Below are 20,542 nucleotides of genomic sequence, written 5' to 3' on the forward strand. Positions count from 1 at the left end.
TAAACTCGGCAATAATTGTGATTTTTGATGCAACGTTCCTTTTAGGATGCCTTGTGGATGCTCTTTTCTACAAAAGAGTCTTTTTTTGCATCATTCGTAATAACTGAATTATCCTACGAAAATTGTGTATGTTATGTGCGTTAACGGTGAAAAGGAGGAGTTTTAACTTTCCCCTTTCCATTAAAGAAACAAGAATAACGGTCAGTTCATGGTAATACGTAAACTAAGTATGAAATACCCTTATTCTTTAATGGATTCATAACTGGTAATGAGTTTTGGAATATGGACGATATAACTTCCGATGATTAAAACAAGATGTTTTTTCATATAATGGATGATAAATAGTAAGATAATCCATATGAATGATAAGATTATCTATTTCTTTTTTGCTTGTTACCCGCTTATTTTGCACTCTCTCTGTTGTGGGATAATCAAGATTCATGTCTGGGATGCATATAGTTCATATCCGGAGTTAAGTATTCGCTTATTGAAAGAATAAATCATATAATTATTAAATACGATAAAATGGAAGTAAAAAGAAAAATGAGCAAGAGATTAGTCGGCTTGCTTTTGTTGGCTTCGGCTTTTGGGCTTTCCGCGCAAACGAAACAGGTGTACTTGCATAGTGACGATCCTGCTGTTGTCTGGAAGCTGAAACCGCAGGCGGAAGTAAAAGCCGATGCAGACGCACTGTGTACACCCGGTTACAACACATCGGCATGGGTAGATGCCGTAGTTCCGGGAACAGCCTTTACCGCTTATGTAAATGCCGGATTAGAGAAAGACCCGAATTTCGGTGATAACATTCATCAGGTAGACCGTGCCAAATATGACCGTAGTTTTTGGTATCGTACCGAATTCAAAGTACCCGCTGATTTTAATAAAGAACTTATCTGGCTGAACTTTAACGGTGTAAACCGTAAGGCGGAGGTTTATCTGAACGGGCATCAACTGGGTACGTTGGATGGATTCATGCATCGCGGCCGTTTCAATGTGACGGAGATTGTAAAAAGGAAGGGGAAAAATGTAGTGGCAGTATTGGTACATATGCCCCAGACTCCATTGGCGAATTGCGGTAGCCCGACTTACCTGTCGAGCGGAGGCTGGGATTGGATGCCGTATGTCCCGGGTTTGAATATGGGTATTACCGATAAGGTATATCTCAGTAATACAGGCAAGGTGACGATGATCGATCCTTGGATACGTTCCGATTTACCTTCCCGTGCCCGTGCCGACTTGTCTGTCCGGCTGGAAGTGAAGAACAGTGGCGATAATACCGTCAAAGCTTTTGTGACAGGAACCATCAAGCCGGGAGATGTCACTTTCAGTAAAGAAGTAGAGTTGGGAGCGAATACTACTTCCATAGTCAGCTTCGATAAACGCTATTATCCGCAATTGATGATCGACAGTCCTAAACTATGGTGGCCGAACGGTTATGGCGAACCTAACTTATACACTTGTACCTTTGAAGTAAAAGTGGACGGAAAGGTTTCTGAAACCAAGGATGTGACTTTCGGCATAAAGAAATATACGTATGACAAAGAAGGAAATACCTTCCACGTATATATTAATAATGTACCGGTATTCGTGAAAGGTGCCAACTGGGGAATGTCGGAATACATGTTGCGTTGCCGCGGTGCGGAATACGACACCAAGGTTCGCTTCCATAAAGAGATGAACTTTAACATGATACGCAACTGGCTCGGCTCCGTTACCGATGATGAATTCTATGAGGCTTGTGATAAATACGGCATCATGGTATGGGATGACTTTTGGATCAACTCGAACCCGAACCTGCCTTATGATCTGAATGTCTTCAATAACAATATGATGGAGAAGATCAAGCGCGTACGCAACCACCCGAGCATTGCCGTCTGGTGTGGTGACAACGAGTCCAATCCGCAACCTCCGTTGGAAGGCTGGATGGCAGAGAATATCAAGACCTTTGATGGTGGCGATCGTTACTTCCAGGCGAATTCACATGCGAACGGCCTGACCGGTAGCGGTCCGTGGGGGGCATTTGAACCCCGTTTCTATTTCACTAAATATCCGGATGGTTTGGAAGGTGATCCGGCACGTGGCTGGGGATTCCGTACGGAGATCGGCACAGCGGTTATGACCACTTTCGAAAGCTTCCGGAAGTTCATGCCTGAAGAACATTGGTGGCCGCGTGACGAAATGTGGGATAAGCATTATTTCGGTCCGAATGCCTTTAATGCAGCCCCTGACCGGTATGATGCTTCCATCACCCGGAATTTCGGCAAGCCCGCAGGCATTGAAGATTATTGCCGTAAAGCACAGCTTATCAACCTGGAATCGAACAAAGCCATGTATGAAGGCTGGCTGGACAGGATGTGGGAAGATGCTTCCGGCATCATGACTTGGATGGGGCAATCGGCTTATCCTTCCATGGTATGGCAGACGTATGACTATTATTACGACCTGACAGGGGCTTACTGGGGATGTAAATCCGCTTGCGAACCGGTACATATCCTTTGGAATCCCGTGACAGACGGTGTGAAGATTGCCAATACCACGGCACGTGACCTGGAAGGACTTACAGCGGAAGTCAAAGTCTTCAACTTGGACGGTAAACCGGTAGCTGCCTATACCAAATTGGCTAAAGTGAATTCTCCCAGCAATTCCACCATCCAATGTTTTACTATCGACTTTAACAAGGAACGAAAGAACCTCTCCTTGGGTAAACCCACCTATGCTTCCAGTACTTCTTACGGACAGCCATCGGATGCTACTGATGGGAAGAAAGATACCCGTTGGGCTGCTTCGAAAGCTGATAACGAATGGATCTATGTCGATCTGGGCAGTGTACAGCCGGTCGGAGGAGTCCGACTGGACTGGGAGGCTTCTTTCGGAAAGGCCTATAAAATACAGGTTTCCGATGATGCCAAGAACTGGAAGGAAGTTTATAAAACAGACGAAGGGCGTGGCGGAGTTGATGAGATCACCTTCCCTGAAGTCGAAGCTCGCTACGTCCGCATGTTCGGCATTGAACTGGGCTGGTGGTTCGGTTATTCCTTATGGAGCTTCGATGTGCTGAGTGGCACACAACCCAGCGAAGGATTGAGTGATGTCCACTTTATCCGCCTGACTTTGAAAGACCAGTCCGGTAAGGTGATTTCGGAAAATAACTATTGGCGTGGTAACGACCGAATGGACTTTACAGCCTTGAACACAATGCCGAAAGCCAATCTTAAGGTAACATCCAGACTGGTGAAGAGTAATGGTAAAGCCGAAGTGCAGGCCATGATAACGAATCCTGCCTCTGCCAAGGGTGCGGCCTTTGCCGTACACGTACAGGCTTACCGTACATCGGACGGGGAGCGCATTCTGCCTGCCCTGATGAATGATAATTATTTTACCCTGATGCCGGGTGAAAAGAAGCATGTGAATATCACATTCGATGAGGAATTGCTGGACGGAGGTTCTTACAAATTGGAAGTGACTCCCTACAATAACTAATCAGCCATTCCGATAAATCAGTCGCAACTTTGCTACAATAACTATCCGCTGCTTCGGTATGAAGTCCGGTTTATAAAAAAGGAGGAAAGTCCAATTTCCTCCTTTTTTCTTTTTAAAGCATCCTTTTAGAAGGAATAATGCGTCAAAAGTATTAAATATTGGCGAGTTTACATTCTACTTGGATGCATAAAACGTCCATCTTTGCCGTACCGAGACATAAGAGAACATTCTCATTCCTGATTCCAAACCGGAAAGACGGTAAGTCCCCTTTTATGTTGAAGCGTACATCAATGCATTGAACCGAGATCCTATTTATTAATTCTTAAACTAATAATCATGAGAGTAAAGCTACCTTGTTTTACACCGAATTTGCAAATGAATCGTTTGCGGAATTTCAATAAGAGTATATTGACTTTGACTTTCTGCTGCCTGCCGTTTCTGAACGTTGCCGGTCAGCAAATGACTGCGTTCGAAAGAGTGGGAACGGATGATGAGTCCGTTCAGGAATATTTTCCGGGTGAACACCGTGCCCGGCCCGTATTGGGCGATTATACCAATAGCGGATATATGGGACTGTTCAGTGGCGGGCAAGACTTGGGAGGTTCGTCCGGTTGGTATGCCGATCCCCGTTGGGGCGATTTGGGCGATGGCACGTTTGCCAATCCTATTCTGAATGGCGATTATTCCGATCCCGATGTAATCCGTGTAGGGAATAAGTATTATATGATCTGCTCCGAATTCCACTTTATGGGCATACCCGTTCTTGAATCGGAAGATATGGTGAATTGGACGACCATCGGGCAGATATTTGGTCGTATCGACCTTCCTGGATATTCGGAGATGAATCGTTACGGAGAAGGCAGTTGGGCACCCGCCCTTCGTTATCACGATGGAAAGTTCTGGATGTTCGTTTGTATGCCTAACGATGGATTGTTTATGTCGACGGCTACCGATCCTGCCGGTCCTTGGACTCCTTTGTATTGCGTGAAGGAAGTGAAAGGTTGGGAAGATCCTTGTCCGTTATGGGATGAAGACGGGCAGGCTTATATAGGCCGTAGCCAGTTGGGTGGCGGTCCGATTTATATCCATAAGATGAGTCCGGACGGCACCCGTCTGCTCGATGAAGGACAGAAGGTTTATGAAGGTCCTGTAGCCGAGGGAACCAAACTCTTCAAGAAGGACGGTTATTATTATATCAGTATCCCCGAAGGCGGAGTCGGCTCAGGTTGGCAGACTGTGATGCGTTCTCAGAGCATCTATGGCCCGTATGAATCAAGACGTGTCCTGGAAATGGGAGTAACGAAGGTGAACGGCCCGCACCAAGGTGCTTTGGTTGATACCCCCGAAGGCGAATGGTGGTTTTATCATTTCCAGTCAGCCGATCCGCAGGGACGGGTAGTACACTTGCAACCGGTAGTCTGGGAAGAGGGCTTCCCCGTTATCGGTGAGGATTATGACAAGAACGGAGTCGGTGAGCCGATGAAGGTTTGCAAGAAACCTTCTATAAGCAGCAACATAAAACCCCATGCACCCCAGTCAAGTGATGATTTCTCTTCCGATAAACTGGCTGTGCAGTGGCAGTTCAATCATAACCCGGTAGATGCGAACTGGTCGCTGACCTCCCGCCCCGGTTGGTTGGAGATCAAAGCGTTGAAAGCCGACAATGTGCGCATGGCACTTAACCAGTTTACCCAAAAGACGATGGGGTATCGGGGAGAAGCTACCATCTGCCTGGATTATTCGGCAATGACCGAGGGACAACGTGCCGGACTGGAATGCATTGGTGGTAAATTCTGTGGTGCGGGTATCTGTATGCAAAAAGAGAATGAAACGCTGCAACCTGTCATCTATTTTGAGAACGAAGGCGAGGTGAAACTGATAAAAACAATCGAAAAAGTCGATGCTCCGGTGATTTACGTGAAGTTGGCAATCGATGCGCTGAACAATAAACACCAGTTCTCCTACAGCTTGGACGGACAGAACTACGTGGATTGTGGCGACACCTTTCAGGAAAGTTCCCGTGACTGGAAAGGTTCCCGTGTCGGAATTTATTCGTACAATACGAAAGAAGCATCCGGTAGTGCCTGGTTCGATTCATTCGACTACAAGTACGATGGCCCCGGTGGTTTAGTAACAGAAGAATAACAAAGGAGGACAAAAACATGAAGAAAATTATGATAGCCTGTTTGCTCGCTGTTCTTTCATGGACGGGTGCATCCGCCCATGTCTGGGATGAATTGGCAATTCTCGTCCGTCGCAACAGCGATGGCACTTTCACACTTGAGAAAGATTCTTATTTACCTATCAGCACCTATACGAATGCTGTGTTTTTCGATTACAACAACGATGGCAACCTCGACTTGCTCATTATGGGGCAGGGAGGCGACTGGAACATCAGTGCGGATGTCAAGATGGTGGTCCTGTACCGTAATCTGGGAGCTGACTACGACTATCGTTTTGAGAAAGTGGCAGCACCGGGATTCCTGCAATATAAAGATGAGGGAATTTATAATCCTGTCTCCGTGGGCGATTACAACCACGATGGATATACGGATGTCGTAGTGATGAACTACCATGACGGACGGCATGTCGATCTGTATCTGAACGACCGCGGTACCGGAAACTTTATCCGTCAGGAGCAACAGTCTTTCGAAGCGGCAACCAACGGATCGGTCATGTTTGGCGATATGAACAACGACGGTTGGCTCGATATAGAATTCTCCGGTTACGGTGACCAGAGTCCTACTACCCTCAAAACGTATATCAATAAAAAAGACGGAACCTTTGCCGATGAGACCCCTTCCAACCTGAGCGGTGCTTTCCAGGGACAGTCTTCCTTGGCGGATATCGATGGCAATGGTACGCTCGATATCCTGAGTACGGGTAACAATACGAACTGGGCCTGCCTCGCTTCCTTGTATTATAATACCGTGGGACAAGACGGCACATGCAGCTACCGATATGTTTCCGAGGAGGAGAGCGGCATACTGGGCGTAAGCCGTGCCACCCCGTTGATAGCAGATTTCAATGGCGATGGTCTGATGGATATGGTCATCAATGGAGAACCCAGTGACGGATCGGGCTTCCGTAACCGCATATACTATCAGACAACGGAAGGCAAGTTCATCATGGACACCTCCTACCCTGTTGTTCCTGTCAACCAAGACGGAGGCATCAACATGGGCGACACCAATGGTGACGGTAACATGGACCTTATTGTCGGTGGATACATCGGTACATATGATGAAACACCGGCTGCTTATTACTCGTCCCCATTGCGCATTTATGAAAACAATCCCCGAAAGAAAGGTCTTGCAGGCAATACCTTTCCTGAACCTCCTGCCGGAATCACCGCCCGTATGGATGGCGAAGAACTCGTAATCACCTGGCAGCCCGGTTCCGATAAGGAAACCTCCGAAGCTGCATTGCGCTATAACATCTTTGTCCGTAATGATGACACCGGAGAGTTGTATACGATGATTCCCGTTGACATCGAGACCGGTAAGCTGAAAGTGGGCAATGATTTGCAGACGTCTCTCTCTTCCGCTATCCGTTCCTACCGTATGAATATATTCGGAGGAGGCAATTATACGGTGGGTGTCCAGACATTAGACCAGTCGTATGCAGGTAGCACGTTTGCAACCACCACCCTCGTTGCCACAGGACTTCGCCAAGTGGAGGCCGTCCGTCACTTCAGGGTGGTTACGGCAGATACCGGATTGGTAGTTCGTGGTGCTGATAACCATAAAGTAACTGTCTATGCCGCAGATGGAAGGACTGTGAACACAGGCTTTTCCAATACACTGATTCCCTTGTCGCAAAGAGGCGTTTATATCGTTGCAGTCAGCGGTGAAAGCAACCGTCTGAAATGTACCTATTAGGAATGTATGGAATTACCCCTTGTAACTCTTTGAAATATAAGGCGTAAGGTATCAATTGTTATAAATGGACATAAAAAACATCCGGATGTTGTATACCAAAACATCCGGATGTTGTTATATAGAACATGGGGATGTTTTTAATTAGAACATCCCCATGTTTTGATTATTAATTAGGATGAAAAATATTCCCCGTCTTAAGATTCCTCCGCTTCGAAAGCCTAGAATGATGTCTTCAAAAAGTATATCCATTGGATTGAACGTAGATATTTGCCTACCATTCAGCCTTTGCGAATATTTTTAAGAAGTGTTTTGCATACGCAGCACCCCTTTAAGTGAGAGAATATCTATTTCTTTGTTATTTCTTTTAGCAAACATTCCTTTTTGTTATCATAACTCCATCGTTTATTCTTCTTCTATTTGAATTCTAGGAATAATTCTTTATATTTGCGAAGGCTGTTGTTAAAACCTGACTTCGTATAGCAATATATCTAAAGAGGTTTGACCTATAAAAAATCTGGCTTATGAGATCATCTCTGTCTTTTTTCTTTTTAGTTATCCTTACATGTCAAATTTCCGTCCAGTTCTCTTTGAACCGTTCGTGTAACTTGTCCTGTACGGGTGTCCCCCAAAACTTTAACCGGAAGGCACACTTGTATGGAGTGCCACCAGTTTGCGTTGATTCCTAGGAATAATTATTTGTAAATCCTGCAATAAAAGTTTTATTTTCAACTTGAATAGAATGATGGAAGATTTATTTACCTGTAAATTAGAAGAGAGTAGGCAAAAGAGAAAGCTTTTGTCTATTTATGATGATAAGAATGATATCTATAGTTTTAGAGTAGGCATTGTAATAATGATGTTTTCTGATTCTGTATTGATTGTCCAATTTAATAAGCGAGGAGAGAGTAATGGATATATCCTTTTGCGATTAGTAGATATTTTCAAAATAGAAGAAGATACAAAATATTTGATAAGATGGTCGGCTTTGCTTTCTTTAGAAACCGACTTTGTTCCATTTCAAACAAGTTCAGTGCCTAATCCCCGTTGGATAGAAGAGTATGGAATTGATTACATTATTGAGATGTGTAATATAGAGAAAAAGATGGTTACTATATGGCTGATTTATGAAGACAGTTTTACAGGATTTATTACTTATTATAATGGGAACGAATTATTAGTTTCCGTTTATACCGATCAGGGGATTTTCGATGGGGTGACGGTTGTAGAATATAAGAATATACGAAGTCTCGCTTTTGACAGTGCAGACGAAAGAGCAGTCATGAGAATGATCGGTCATGGAGGAAATGCTTTATGAAAGTACAACATAGGATTTTGGAAATATTGAAACAAAGTAGACAGGAAAGGGGTATTCTTGCTTTTTACGATAATGTGGACGATGCATCTTGCTTTATAGTAGGATATGTTGAAGTGCTATTTAAAAACGCTCTGTTAGTAGCTACATTTGATGAAATGGGAGTGGATGATGGTTTCATATTATTGAGATTTGAGGACTTCTTTAAAATAGAGAAAGGTTCATTATATTTAAAACAGTTGTTGAAGAAGAGCTATTTTCATCCGGATTTTACTCTTTTGTCCGAAAAGAAAGGGCTCATCCATAAAGATGGGATTAATAGTATGATTGATACGTGCAAGAGCTATTCTATTCTTGTCACAATCCAATTGATTTACGGAGATTACATAACCGGAATAATTTCTGATTATGACGGAAAGGCTTTATCTATTACAGTATACTCAGTGCAAGGCTTTTGCGCTGGAGTGGTTTTAATTAAAAAAGAAGATATAAGGGGGATTGCTTTTGAAAGAAATAAAGAAAGAGAGATTGCCGTGTTTGTAGATAAAGAATATTGAGTTTGAATGAAAAAGATATACGAGTGTTTACATTGGCTTATAATCAAATAAGATGAACGATCATTATTTTAGAATTTGTGGTTTATATGTGTTACAAAATATTTCTGATTTACTTTAGAATTGGTTTAAATATTATTGATTAAGGCTGAGCTATTTAAATACCTATGTATAAAAGGATAATTATCTTATTTCTGTTGCTTATTGGCATGTTTACGCCGAATGGCTCCATTAAAAGTTTGTTGATCGCTCAAAGTTGCAGTCAGCAAATAGATGCAGGCACTACGCAACCTGTGGGTGCTTCGGCAACCTTGAGAGTGAATAGACAGATACCTGAAGGCATCTGGGGTGATTTTTCTTATTTGGATATTCTGAAGAAATATGATTCCGTTTCGAAAGCGGACAGTATCTTTGGAAACCGGATAATCCAACTTCAGATAGAAGATGGAAATCTATATGCCTCTGGCCCATATTCTCAAGAAAGCACTCCTCTCGAAGAGAACTTATATGATATCAAGTTGATCGATGATGAAAATCTGGTGCTTATCGATCTTAATACTGGCGATAGACAAAGAATGCAAAAGATTGTATATGATATAAGTAAGTTCCAATATTATGAGATATTTAATTTGGTCTTGAATAAAATGCGGTTCATGTGGTTTGGAGGTTGTTATGATGTTTCAGATAAGGACAATGAGATAAATAAAATATATTTTGGAGAAGACGGAAGTGTAAAAGGATATGAGGGATTTATATCCTATGGATTTGGCACGGATAGCGAAGGGCAAGATTTCATCTATTTGACAGAAAAGGGTGATCAGATAAAATATAAGCATTTACTGATAAATTATGTAAGTGGGGAATATCTCCTATATAACGCGGGTGAATGTGAAGATATAGATATGCCGCTTATAAAAGCAGATTTGAAAATGACGTTAAAGAAAGTGGAATAATTGGTGTTACCGGAATTCTTCCTATCAGTTCCTTTTCCTACCCACTTAACGTATGGAATGTTTTTTAGCACATATTGTTAAACTATTCGTTATAAGAACAAATATCTTCCCGTTTAAAGAATATTATCATCCAATCTTCCGTTTCTTATGAAACACCATATCGTATACTAACTATTTTTATATTCAACGATCCGCTATGACTACAATTCAAAGCCCGATTATTCGTGAAATCACTCCTTTGTCGGACAAGGACTGTTTTTACATTGCCGACCGTCATAAGACGGAATTCACCTATCCTATTCATAATCATACTGAATTTGAACTTAACTTTTGCGAAAAAGCCGCTGGTGTAAGAAGGATTGTTGGTGATTCGGCAGAGGTGATCACCGATTATGATCTTGTCCTAATCACCGGGAAAGAACTGGAACATGTCTGGGAACAACATGAGTGTCACTCGAAAGATATCCGCGAGATAACCATTCAGTTTTCTTCCGATTTGTTCTCCAAGACTTTTATAAATAAGAATCAGTTCGATTCCATACGTCGAATGTTGGAGAAAGCGCAAAAAGGGCTCTGTTTCCCCATGTCTGCCATATTGAAAGTTTATTCCATGCTGGATACTTTGGCATCGGAAAAGCAAGGATTTTACGCGGTGATCAAGTTCCTCACCATCTTATATGAACTCTCGCTTTTTGAAGAAGAAGCCTGTACTCTGTCAAGTTCTTCTTTTGCTAAAATCGATATCCATTCGGATAGCCGCCGGGTACAGAAAGTCCAGGAGTACATTAATGCCCATTATCAGGAAGAGATACGTTTGAACCATTTGGCTGATATAGTCGGTATGACGGCTGTTTCATTTAGTCGTTTCTTTAAATTGCGCACCGGTAAAAACTTATCCGACTATATAATCGATATTCGTTTGGGGTTTGCATCGCGGTTGTTGGTAGACTCCACGATGTCTGTCGCTGAAATCTGTTATGAGTGCGGTTTCAACAATCTCTCCAACTTCAACCGTATATTCAAGAAGAAGAAAGGTTGTTCTCCGAAAGAATTCCGTGAAAACTATCGGAAGAAGAAAATACTGGTATAAATCAGCTTTGGTTTGTGTTTTGGAAGAGGATTGTTGTTTTAATAGTTCTCACTGAGCCAGATAAAGAAAAAATAACCATATATATATGGTAAGCCTTGTCCTTTATAGTTATAACCCCCTTTTCAGGTAATCCCTTGAGGCCCGTTTGAATTGAACTGGGTGGGGTAAGGCGACATCTTTTCACGAAATTTCCTGATCTTACAGATTTGGCATATCCTTCTTTGGCTATGTCAATTAGTAACTAAATGTAGTTGCTTTATAACTTTTACTGCGAAGACTATGTAAGTAGCACTGCAAAACGAATATAGTATTGTTGTGGTTTTGATACTTTCTCAATTGCAATGGTAAGCGCACACATATTTAGATAATCACTTATAAAATACAATAATGTTATCAAGCCTGTATTAAAAAAATACATGCTTTTACTCTAATTAAATTATTCTATAATACTGTTAATGAAATGATTATGAAAGTAATAAGACTGTTGGATAATGATTTTTTCTGTTTGTATGAATAGTATCGGAATATGATAATTTTATATTTGTCGATGGTAGTCATATGCCTTAATTTTGCAATATCATAATTTATAAAATGAAAAGCATAATGAAAAAACACATTCTATTTGGAATCATCTTTTTAGCTTTATTCAGTTCCTGTCAAAAGCAAAATGTACAAAAATCATTCGTAAAGGTTGAAAACGGACACTTTATACTGGATGGAAAGCCGTGTTATTATGTAGGTACTAATTTTTGGTATGGTGCAATTTTAGCATCGGAGGGTGAAGGTGGAAACCGTAAACGCTTGAATGCGGAACTGGATTCGTTGGCTGCGATCGGAGTCGATAATCTTCGAATACTGGTTGGAGCCGATGGGGAAAATGGGGTGACTGCAAAGGTGGAACCTACCCTCCAAAAAGCACCGGGAGTATATAATGATACAATTTTAGCAGGATTAGATTATTTGCTCTTAGAATTGAATAAAAGAGATATGAAAGCCATCCTTTATTTAAATAATTCATGGGAGTGGTCTGGAGGATACGGGCAATATTTGGAATGGGCAGGTTATGGGAAAGCCCCCATACCGGCTGTGGATGGATGGAATAATTTTCAGGAGTTTGTACGTCAGTATCAGAAATGCGATGCTGCCAAAGAGCTATTTGCCAATCATGTAAGAAGCATTGTGACACGTACCAACCGATACACAAACCAAAAATATATAGATGATCCGGCTATCATGGCTTGGCAGATAGGCAATGAACCCCGTGCTTTTGGTGAGGAGAATAAAGTCAGTTATGCTTTGTGGATACAGGATGTGGCAAGCTTGATCAGGGAATTAGATCCCAATCATCTGATTTCGACAGGCAGTGAAGGTTATCAGGGAACAGAAGGCGACATTCAGTTATGGGAGTTGATACATTCCTATCAGAATATCGATTATATGACTATTCATATCTGGCCTTATAACTGGGGATGGGCAAAAAAAGATGATCTGGCAGGAACATTGGATTATTCCATAGAGCAAACCGAAATTTATATCCGGCAACATTTGGCTATAGCCGAGAAATATCGAAAGCCTTTGGTAATAGAAGAATTCGGCTTTCCAAGAGATAGTTTCCAGTTTACAATCGAATCTTCCACGCAAGATCGGGATAAATATTATGCTTCGGTTTTTCAACAGGTTTTAGAGCATAGCAGAAAACAAGGTGTACTGGCCGGATGTAATTTCTGGGCATGGGGCGGTATGGCGAAAAAGAATCCGGAACATACCTTCTGGGAGAAAGGTGATGATTATATGGGAGATCCGGCACAAGAGGAGCAAGGTTTATATTCAGTATTCCAAAGTGATAAGACTACTGAAATGGTGAAAGAGTTTAATAGAAACATCAAGAGCATGAATTAATTCAATTAAGTATGAGAAATCCAATTTTAATTTTGGTGTTATTCCTGTCGTTTGACCTATGCGCTCAGGAAGTGGCGGTCAAGTGGAAGGAGAGTCCGGAGAACGGCCGTGTATGTATTCTTAATGGGGAACTGCAGAAAGTAAAAGTTACCAAAGGGAAAGTAAGAGGGGATGCGTTTGAATTTGGTAATTCAGACAATTGTGAGTTGCAACTTTCTGTTGCAGGAGCAAACAATAGAATAGGGCCAAAAGCAACCGTTGTAAGCATTTTGCTTGAATCCGGGAACTCTTTTTCATTTTTCTTGCGTGACGTGCAGTCGGACTATCCTATTTATATTCCTCAATATAATGTAGTTGTCCTGCCGGCAAACGACAGACGTAGCTATGCTCAGGTAGAATATGAGGTTTTAAGCCGAAAGAGTTTTACGAAAATCCAGGAGATAGAGAGACAGCCGGAAATGTCTTTTGAAACGGCAGCTTCCAAAGCAAGAAATATGAATGTTCCCATTTGGCTGGGACTTAGCAGGGACATGCGTCTCTTTGAAGTAGAGGATGAGTTGGAGACAAACAATCTGGAATGTAAGATGCTCCGTCCCCGGTTTGCCGGTACTCCTGTGACTTTACCCGAATCCAATGATCAGGGCGTGTTTTATCGTTATGCTTTGGGAAGAGGGGTAGGAGTGAAAAATAATGTAACCCGTAGATTAGAAGATGGAGCGATTCCTATCTACCATTCTGAAATGCAAGACGATGATATTCATTATAAAAGTATCACTTTTGCAACATTGGAAGGTAAAGAGCTAAAGAAGGAGAATGTAAAAGGAACCGATTATTTTATCTCTGATAAGTACAGTCCCGGACGTGTGTTTACGGACGAGCAGAAAAAGATTTTGGAAAAGAAAGTGGCAGAAGCTGCCGAAACGGAAGAGGAAGTGATACTCTATTCCAAAACCTGGATTGAAAATACAGGAATAGTTCCCCGTTACGCTTGGGTGAAAACTCCGCAAACAGGGAACGGGAACTGGAAATATACATTTGACCCCCGGACGGGATTCTCGGCCTTTTCCCCTGACAGGGTATTTTGTATCTCGAAACTGAATGGCGAACCTGTTCCCAATGAAGAAGTAGCGATTTTACTACAACCGGGGCAAACAGCAATATTTGAATTCTATCTTCCCCATACCCCGGTTTCACAACGAAAAGCTGAAGATATCGCTGGTACTTCGTTTGATTCCAAATATTTGGAGTGCAAAACCTATTGGAATAATAAATTGAGTGAAGCAGCTCAAATCAAGTTACCGGAGGAAAGAATTAATAATATGGTAAAGTCCGGATTGTTGCATTTGGATTTGATCACTTTCGGACAGGAACCTGACGGTGTTTTGGCTGCCAATGTCGGCATATATTCTCCAATTGGTACGGAAAGCTCTCCAATTATTCAATATTACCTGTCGATGGGATGGGAAGAACAAGCGAGACGGGCATTGATGTATTTTCTGGATACGCAGCAAGATAACGGCTTGATAGCTAACTATAGCGGTTATATGGTCGAAACCGGAGCGGTACTTTGGAATATTGGTGAATACTACCGATATACTCAGGACAAGGAGTGGATATTGGCAATAATGCCAAAGATATTGAAATCGTGTAACTATCTGATAGAATGGAGAGAGGCAAATAAGAAAGAGGAGTTGAGAGGAAGGGGGTATGGCATGATAGACGGTAAAGTGGCTGATCCGGAAGATAATTTCCATCAGTTTATGCTTAACGGATATGCCTATTTGGGATTGAGCCGAATGGCGGAGCTGCTCCAAGCATTGAATCTTCCTCAGGCAAAGGCATATGCAAAAGAATCGGCTGAATGGAAAGCTGATATAAAGCATTCGTTACAGCGTTCAATGGCATTATCACCGGTCGTTGCTTTAGGCGATGGCTCTTGGTGTCCCACCGCTCCTCCTTGGGCTGAAGGGAAAGGCCCTCGCGCTTTATATTTGAATGGAGATGTCTTTTGGTCTCATGGTACTTTTACAATAGCCGATGGACTTTTAGGTCCTCTTTATTTAGTTTATTGCGAAGTTCTTGATCCTACTGATCCGGTTTCAAGAATGCTATTCAACTATCATAGTGAACTTCTCTTCCAGGAGAATTCTGCATTTAGCCAACCTTATTATAGTACGCACAACTGGTATCAGGCTAAGATGGGGATGGTGAAGCCTTTCTTGAACACTTATTATATGACAATGGCAGCTACTACGGATAGGGAAACTTATTCGTTTTGGGAACATTTATACAAAATGACCCCGCATAAGACACATGAAGAAGCTAACTTCCTGATGGATACACGCAGAATGTTGTATTCGGAGAAAGGCGATACGTTGGAAGTCTTTAAAGTGATTCCTCGTAAATGGATGGAGGATGGAGAAAGAATAGCATTGGATAATGTAGGCAGTTACTTCGGAAAATTAAAGATAAATGCAGTTTCTGATCTTTCGGCCGGAATCATTGAAGCAACGGTCGAATGTACTCATGACCGGAAACCATCGTGTGTAAAAATAAGACTTCCCCATCCCGAATATAATAAGCCTGTGAGAGTGACAGGCGGTGATTATGATGCGGTAAGTGAAACTATTACGGTCAGTTCCTTCAATGGACAAGCTAAAGTGCGTTTGGAATTCTAATAATCTTATAGATATACTTTTGAAAATCTTTAAAAAATTTAGTCATGAAAAAATTTCTTTTATCTATTCTTCTATCACTCTTTGTAACTTGTGTTTTTGCACAAGGGGGTATGAAGATAAAAGGGCATGTGGTTGATAAAGAGACCCGGGAACCTTTGATTGGGGTTACAGTTGTTTTACAAAGTTCTACCTCGGTAGGTACTGTTACTGACATGGATGGGGCATTTGAAATAACTGTGCCGGATTCCAATGAGTCATTGAAGATCAGTTCCATAGGGTACAAGACTGTTACGGTACGTGTGGAACAGAATCTGATGGTTGAATTGCTACCGGATACGGAAGTGTTGGACGAAGTGGTAGTTGTGGGATACGGGACTATGAAGAAGAGCGACCTGACAGGTTCGGTAACTTCTATTAAAAGTGAAGACTTAAACGCAATTGTTGCACCGAACATCCAATCGTCTATGGCGGGACGGGCAGCCGGTGTACAAGTTATCAGCAGTGGTTCGGTCGATGGTGATGTAAAGGTGCGCGTACGTGGTATCGGTACAATTAATAATTCCGATCCTCTTTATGTAGTGGATGGATTCCCTACAAGTGATATTTCCTATCTGGCTTCTACGGACATTGCATCTATGGAAATTCTGAAAGATGCTTCCGCCACAGCCATCTATGGTTCGCGGGGAGCAAATGGCGTGATCTTGATAACGACCAATAAAGGTGCTGACAAGCCGACAAAGGTAAATGTGAATATTTATGGAGGAATAAGTCAGATAACTAAAACATTGGATGTGCTGGATGCGCCCACTTATGCAAAAGCGCGTTTGGAAGCTTACGAAGGTATGGCAATGGACGAGTCGGAACGAACGATTTTGAATTATGCAATTGAATCGAATCAAAAAGGAACGGATTGGCAGAAGGAGGTCTTAAGAACAGGTACGGTACAGAATTATAATGTAAATGTCGTAGGAGGCTCGGAGAAGGTTAAATATAACCTGTCTACTACTTATAATTCAAACGAGGGGGTGCTGAAAAATGCTTTTGTAGATAAGTTCTTTGTTCGCCTAAACACGGAATATAAATTGTCGAAGGCTGTTCAGTTCGGTTCGGACATTTCTTTTGTCGATATTCAGTCGAGCATGTCGGATTTGAGTAATATGTATGCTGCAACATTGATGCTGGCTGCCCGTTCGGCTCCGGTGAGTCCTGTCTATGATCAATTCGGCAACTGGCAATCAAATATGAGCAGGGATTCGAATCCGGTTCGTAAAAGCGAACATGCTAAATATGATAAATACGGACGGAGGCATTTTGTGGGTAACTTCTTTTTGAATGCCGATATTTGGAAAGGGTTGTCTTTTAAGAGTACGTTCGGAGTAGATTATTCGTATAGAAAGCAAAACAATTATGTTCCTACCTATAATGTCAGTCCGCAGGAAGCCATCACAACAAGTCAGTTGACGGAGTACCGCAATAATAATCTTGACTGGGTGTGGTCTAATGTATTGACTTATAATTTCACTTTGGCAAATATGCATCGTTTCACCGCAATGGTTGGTACGGAAGCTACTTATAATAGCTTCGATGGAATAGAGGCAGTTGCTTTTGATGTATCCGAGAATGAGGATATGCGTTATATTTCCGCTGCGAAATCAAACAACTATAAGGCGAATTCTTCTCAAGGTTCCAGTTCTATCTTCTCTACGTTCTTGCGTCTGAACTATTCATTGAAGGATAGATATTTGTTGACAGCAACCGTTCGTTCGGATGTTTCTTCCCGTTTTGCCAAAGAGAACAGGAGAGGAATATTCCCGTCTGTTGCTTTGGGATGGAATATCAAAGAAGAAGGATTTATGAAGGATGTCAATGCCGTCTCCCAATTGAAACTACGTGCTGGTTGGGGAACGGTAGGTAATCAGTCGAGTACGGGTATCGGTGATTATTTATCGACCATATCCAATGGCAAGAAATATGTGTTGGGCGGTCAGGTTGTTGAAGGACGTATTCCGGAATATTTATCGAATCCTCAATTGAAATGGGAAGTTGCCGAACAATATAATGTCGGAGTGGATTTCGGATTATGGAATAATAAGCTGGCTTTTGTGCTGGATTATTTTGTGAAAGACACGAAGGACATGATAGTACGTTCCCCGATACCTGATTATATGGGTGCTTTGGCCCCTGTTGCCAATGTAGGTAGTATGCGGAATAAAGGTTTTGAGATAACTGTCAATCACAATAATGAAATAGGGCAAGTGAAATATAATGTGGGTTTGAACTTAAGCTTTATTGATAATGAAGTGACCAGCTTGGGACTTTCCACTCCGATTTATAAAACTTTGTTCGACCGTTTGCCTTCAACTTCTAAGACAGAAGTCGGACATCCTTTGGCAAGCTATTGGGGATATCAGACTGACGGAGTATTCCATACCAAAGAGGAGTTGGACTCCTATACCCATACTAATGCGGATGGTACGGTTTCTAAAATTCAGCCGACCGCGGAATTGGGAGATGTGAAATATGTTGATAGAAATGGGGATGGTGAGATCAATGAAAAAGATCAGACCTATTTAGGGAATTATATACCGACATTTACTGGTGGTTTTAACTTAGGATTGGAATATAAAAACTTCACTTTCTCTTTGTTCGCTGATTTTTGTTACGGTAATGAGATTGCCAATATGAACTTGTTCCATTTGAACTCTCCTTTGATGGGAGCTAATATTCTGCAGTCCTATTATGACGATAGATGGACTCCCGAAACACCTCAGAATAACCAACCCCGATTGACGGCATCCACCCAATCCGGGCAGAACACTCTCTTTTCTGATCGTTATATTGAAGATGGTAGTTATCTGAGAATCCGCAATGTTCAATTAGGCTATAACTTCCCGAAATCAATGTTGAAGAATATTCATTTCGATGCTTTAAGAATTTATGTCTCAGTGGATAATCTGTTTACGTTCACTAAATATTCGGGGTATACTCCCGAAATCAGTGATCAATGGGGCGATCCTTTGACCGCTGGTTCTGATGTAGGAGCTTCTCCGCTACCGAGAACAATGACTGTAGGTTTGAATTTAACTTTCTAAATAATAAAGACGATGAAATCACGTATATTAAAATCATTTTTGGGAATCGGGTTACTGTTGACGGGCAGTTCCTGTTCTAACTTCCTCGACCAACCGATATTGGGACAAAGTCTTGATACTCCCGCATATTATAATGATGTTGATAATGCTAATATGGCTGTTATAGCTTGCTATGATGCTTTACAATATGATGACGACATGTCTACTTATCAGTGGATGTTTGCCGATGTTGCATCCGATGATGCTTGGAAAGGCGGTGGAGGAGCCGGAGAAAATCTTTATATACAAGAGATGAAAGAGTGGGTGGCTTTGCCTACCAACATTTGGGGGAAAGTTGTCTGGCAATCTTATTATATGGCTATTTTTAGAGCAAATACCGTAATCAAGCAGTTGGCTGATGCCACTTTTGATTCGGACTTGAGGGAACAATATATTGCCGAAGCTAAATTTGTGAGAGCCTATTCATATCTTATTTTAGTAAAATTGTTCGGTGATCTTCCGCTGATTACCGAACCGTTGGGAACCGACCAGATGGGAAAGATTCAGCGTTCTCCGTTTGCAGATGTCCTAGAACTCATCAAAAAGGATTTTGAAGATGCAGCCGAAGTATTGCCGGTTAGCTGGCCTGCCGAGCAAGTAGGACGAGCTACTTCCGGTGCGGCTAAAGGACTTGAAGCTCGTGCCATTATGTACGCTATAGGTATGTTTAAAACAGAACCGGAATCATCTTGGAAAAAAGTATATGACCTTACCGATGAAATTGTAAAGTCGGGAGCTTATAGTTTATTGTCCAATTATGCTGAAATATTCGAGGATGAAGGAGAGAATTCTTCCGAATCTATTTTTGAAATACAACATAAGACTACGAATACCGGATGGACTACTGAGAATGAGGGTTGTAACAGTCCTATCGTAGTTGCCAATAGGGGAACAAATGATAACCCTTCGTGGGGATGGGGATATAATTGCCCAACTCAGGATTTGGTAGATCAATTTGCCAAAGATGATCCACGATTATACGTAACCGTCCACGGGCAAGGAATCACCGATTATGTGTACGGTATTAAACATGATGTAGTCAAAAATGATTACCTGACGGGTTATTGTGCGCGTAAGTTGGCTACTGATCCTGCCCTACGGGGGCCTAACCAATCCGACTATCCTAATAATCTGCGTGTTCTCCGTTATGCGGATGTTCTCCTCATGAAAGCTGAGGCAGCGTATCATCTGAATAATGAAATTACGGCAAGAGAATGTGTAAATATGGTGCGTACACGTGCCCGCCAATCAACTTATCCCAAAGGTTGGGAAGAGGGGAAGAATACATATACGGCTACCGGTTTTATTAATAACGTGCCTGATATAGATGCTACAGGAACAGCTTTATTAGAGGCAATCAAAAAAGAAAGGCGTCTTGAATTGGCCATGGAATCATTGCGTTATTGGGATCAAGTAAGATGGGGAGAGTATCGGAATTCTTTGTCTCCTGCTGTTCAGGCAAATTATGACAAGCATCTGCTGAGAGGCGTACCTGTGTTACCAATTCCAAATGATGAAGTTTTGGCATGGGGGTTAGAACAGAATCCTAATTATTAATAACTAC

General features: G+C 42.0%; 12 protein-coding genes. 11 read left to right on the forward strand and 1 reads right to left on the reverse strand.

What is annotated here, in order from left to right:
- Nucleotides 1-525 precede the first annotated feature (525 nt).
- From H8744_RS06665 to H8744_RS06695, 7 genes are all read left to right on the forward strand, one after another.
- Nucleotides 526-3,480: a galactose-binding domain-containing protein gene (locus H8744_RS06665; protein ID WP_262434099.1), complete on the forward strand. Its 2,955-nt coding sequence runs from the start codon at nt 526-528 to the stop codon at nt 3,478-3,480.
- 375 nt (nt 3,481-3,855) lie between these two features.
- Entirely contained in the window at nt 3,856-5,625 is a 1,770-nt protein-coding gene (locus H8744_RS06670; protein ID WP_305067457.1) for a glycoside hydrolase family 43 protein, read from the forward strand.
- A 17-nt stretch (nt 5,626-5,642) separates the two neighbouring features.
- Entirely contained in the window at nt 5,643-7,361 is a 1,719-nt protein-coding gene (locus H8744_RS06675) for an FG-GAP-like repeat-containing protein (RefSeq protein WP_262434101.1), read from the forward strand.
- A gap of 739 nt (nt 7,362-8,100) precedes the next feature.
- Nucleotides 8,101-8,676: a hypothetical protein gene (locus tag H8744_RS06680; RefSeq protein WP_262434102.1), complete on the forward strand. Its 576-nt coding sequence runs from the start codon at nt 8,101-8,103 to the stop codon at nt 8,674-8,676.
- Nucleotides 8,677-8,693: 17 nt separating this feature from the next.
- On the forward strand, nt 8,694-9,230 hold the full coding sequence (locus H8744_RS06685; RefSeq protein ID WP_262434103.1) for a hypothetical protein: 537 nt from the start codon (nt 8,694-8,696) through the stop codon (nt 9,228-9,230).
- A 164-nt stretch (nt 9,231-9,394) separates the two neighbouring features.
- Entirely contained in the window at nt 9,395-10,180 is a 786-nt protein-coding gene (locus H8744_RS06690; RefSeq protein WP_262434104.1) for a hypothetical protein, read from the forward strand.
- Nucleotides 10,181-10,376: 196 nt separating this feature from the next.
- Nucleotides 10,377-11,270, forward strand: coding sequence for an AraC family transcriptional regulator (locus H8744_RS06695; protein WP_262434105.1), 894 nt, complete (start codon nt 10,377-10,379; stop codon nt 11,268-11,270).
- 1 nt (nt 11,271) lies between these two features.
- Here H8744_RS06695 and H8744_RS19140 read toward each other — a convergent pair whose 3' ends face one another.
- Entirely contained in the window at nt 11,272-11,505 is a 234-nt protein-coding gene (locus H8744_RS19140) for a hypothetical protein (RefSeq protein ID WP_500793328.1), read from the reverse strand.
- Between the two features lie 368 nt (nt 11,506-11,873).
- Between H8744_RS19140 and H8744_RS06700 the strand changes: the two genes are divergently transcribed.
- The 4 genes from H8744_RS06700 to H8744_RS06715 are packed head-to-tail and all read left to right on the forward strand — an operon-like array spanning nt 11,874 to nt 20,535.
- Nucleotides 11,874-13,169 (forward strand): glycoside hydrolase 5 family protein, encoded by a 1,296-nt coding sequence (locus H8744_RS06700; RefSeq protein WP_262434106.1) that lies wholly within the window; start codon nt 11,874-11,876, stop codon nt 13,167-13,169.
- A gap of 11 nt (nt 13,170-13,180) precedes the next feature.
- A complete protein-coding gene (locus H8744_RS06705) occupies nt 13,181-15,847 on the forward strand; it encodes a glucosidase family protein (protein WP_262434107.1) in 2,667 nt (888 codons plus the stop codon).
- A gap of 44 nt (nt 15,848-15,891) precedes the next feature.
- The gene (locus H8744_RS06710; RefSeq protein ID WP_262434108.1) at nt 15,892-18,939 is read left to right on the forward strand and encodes a SusC/RagA family TonB-linked outer membrane protein; all 3,048 of its coding nucleotides are present in this window, start codon (nt 15,892-15,894) and stop codon (nt 18,937-18,939) included.
- A gap of 12 nt (nt 18,940-18,951) precedes the next feature.
- Complete coding sequence (locus H8744_RS06715; RefSeq protein WP_262434109.1) at nt 18,952-20,535, forward strand: RagB/SusD family nutrient uptake outer membrane protein; 1,584 nt, start codon at nt 18,952-18,954, stop codon at nt 20,533-20,535.
- Nucleotides 20,536-20,542: the final 7 nt, after the last annotated feature.

It is taken from the genome of Jilunia laotingensis (genome assembly GCF_014385165.1).
Lineage (GTDB): Bacteria > Bacteroidota > Bacteroidia > Bacteroidales > Bacteroidaceae > Bacteroides > Bacteroides laotingensis.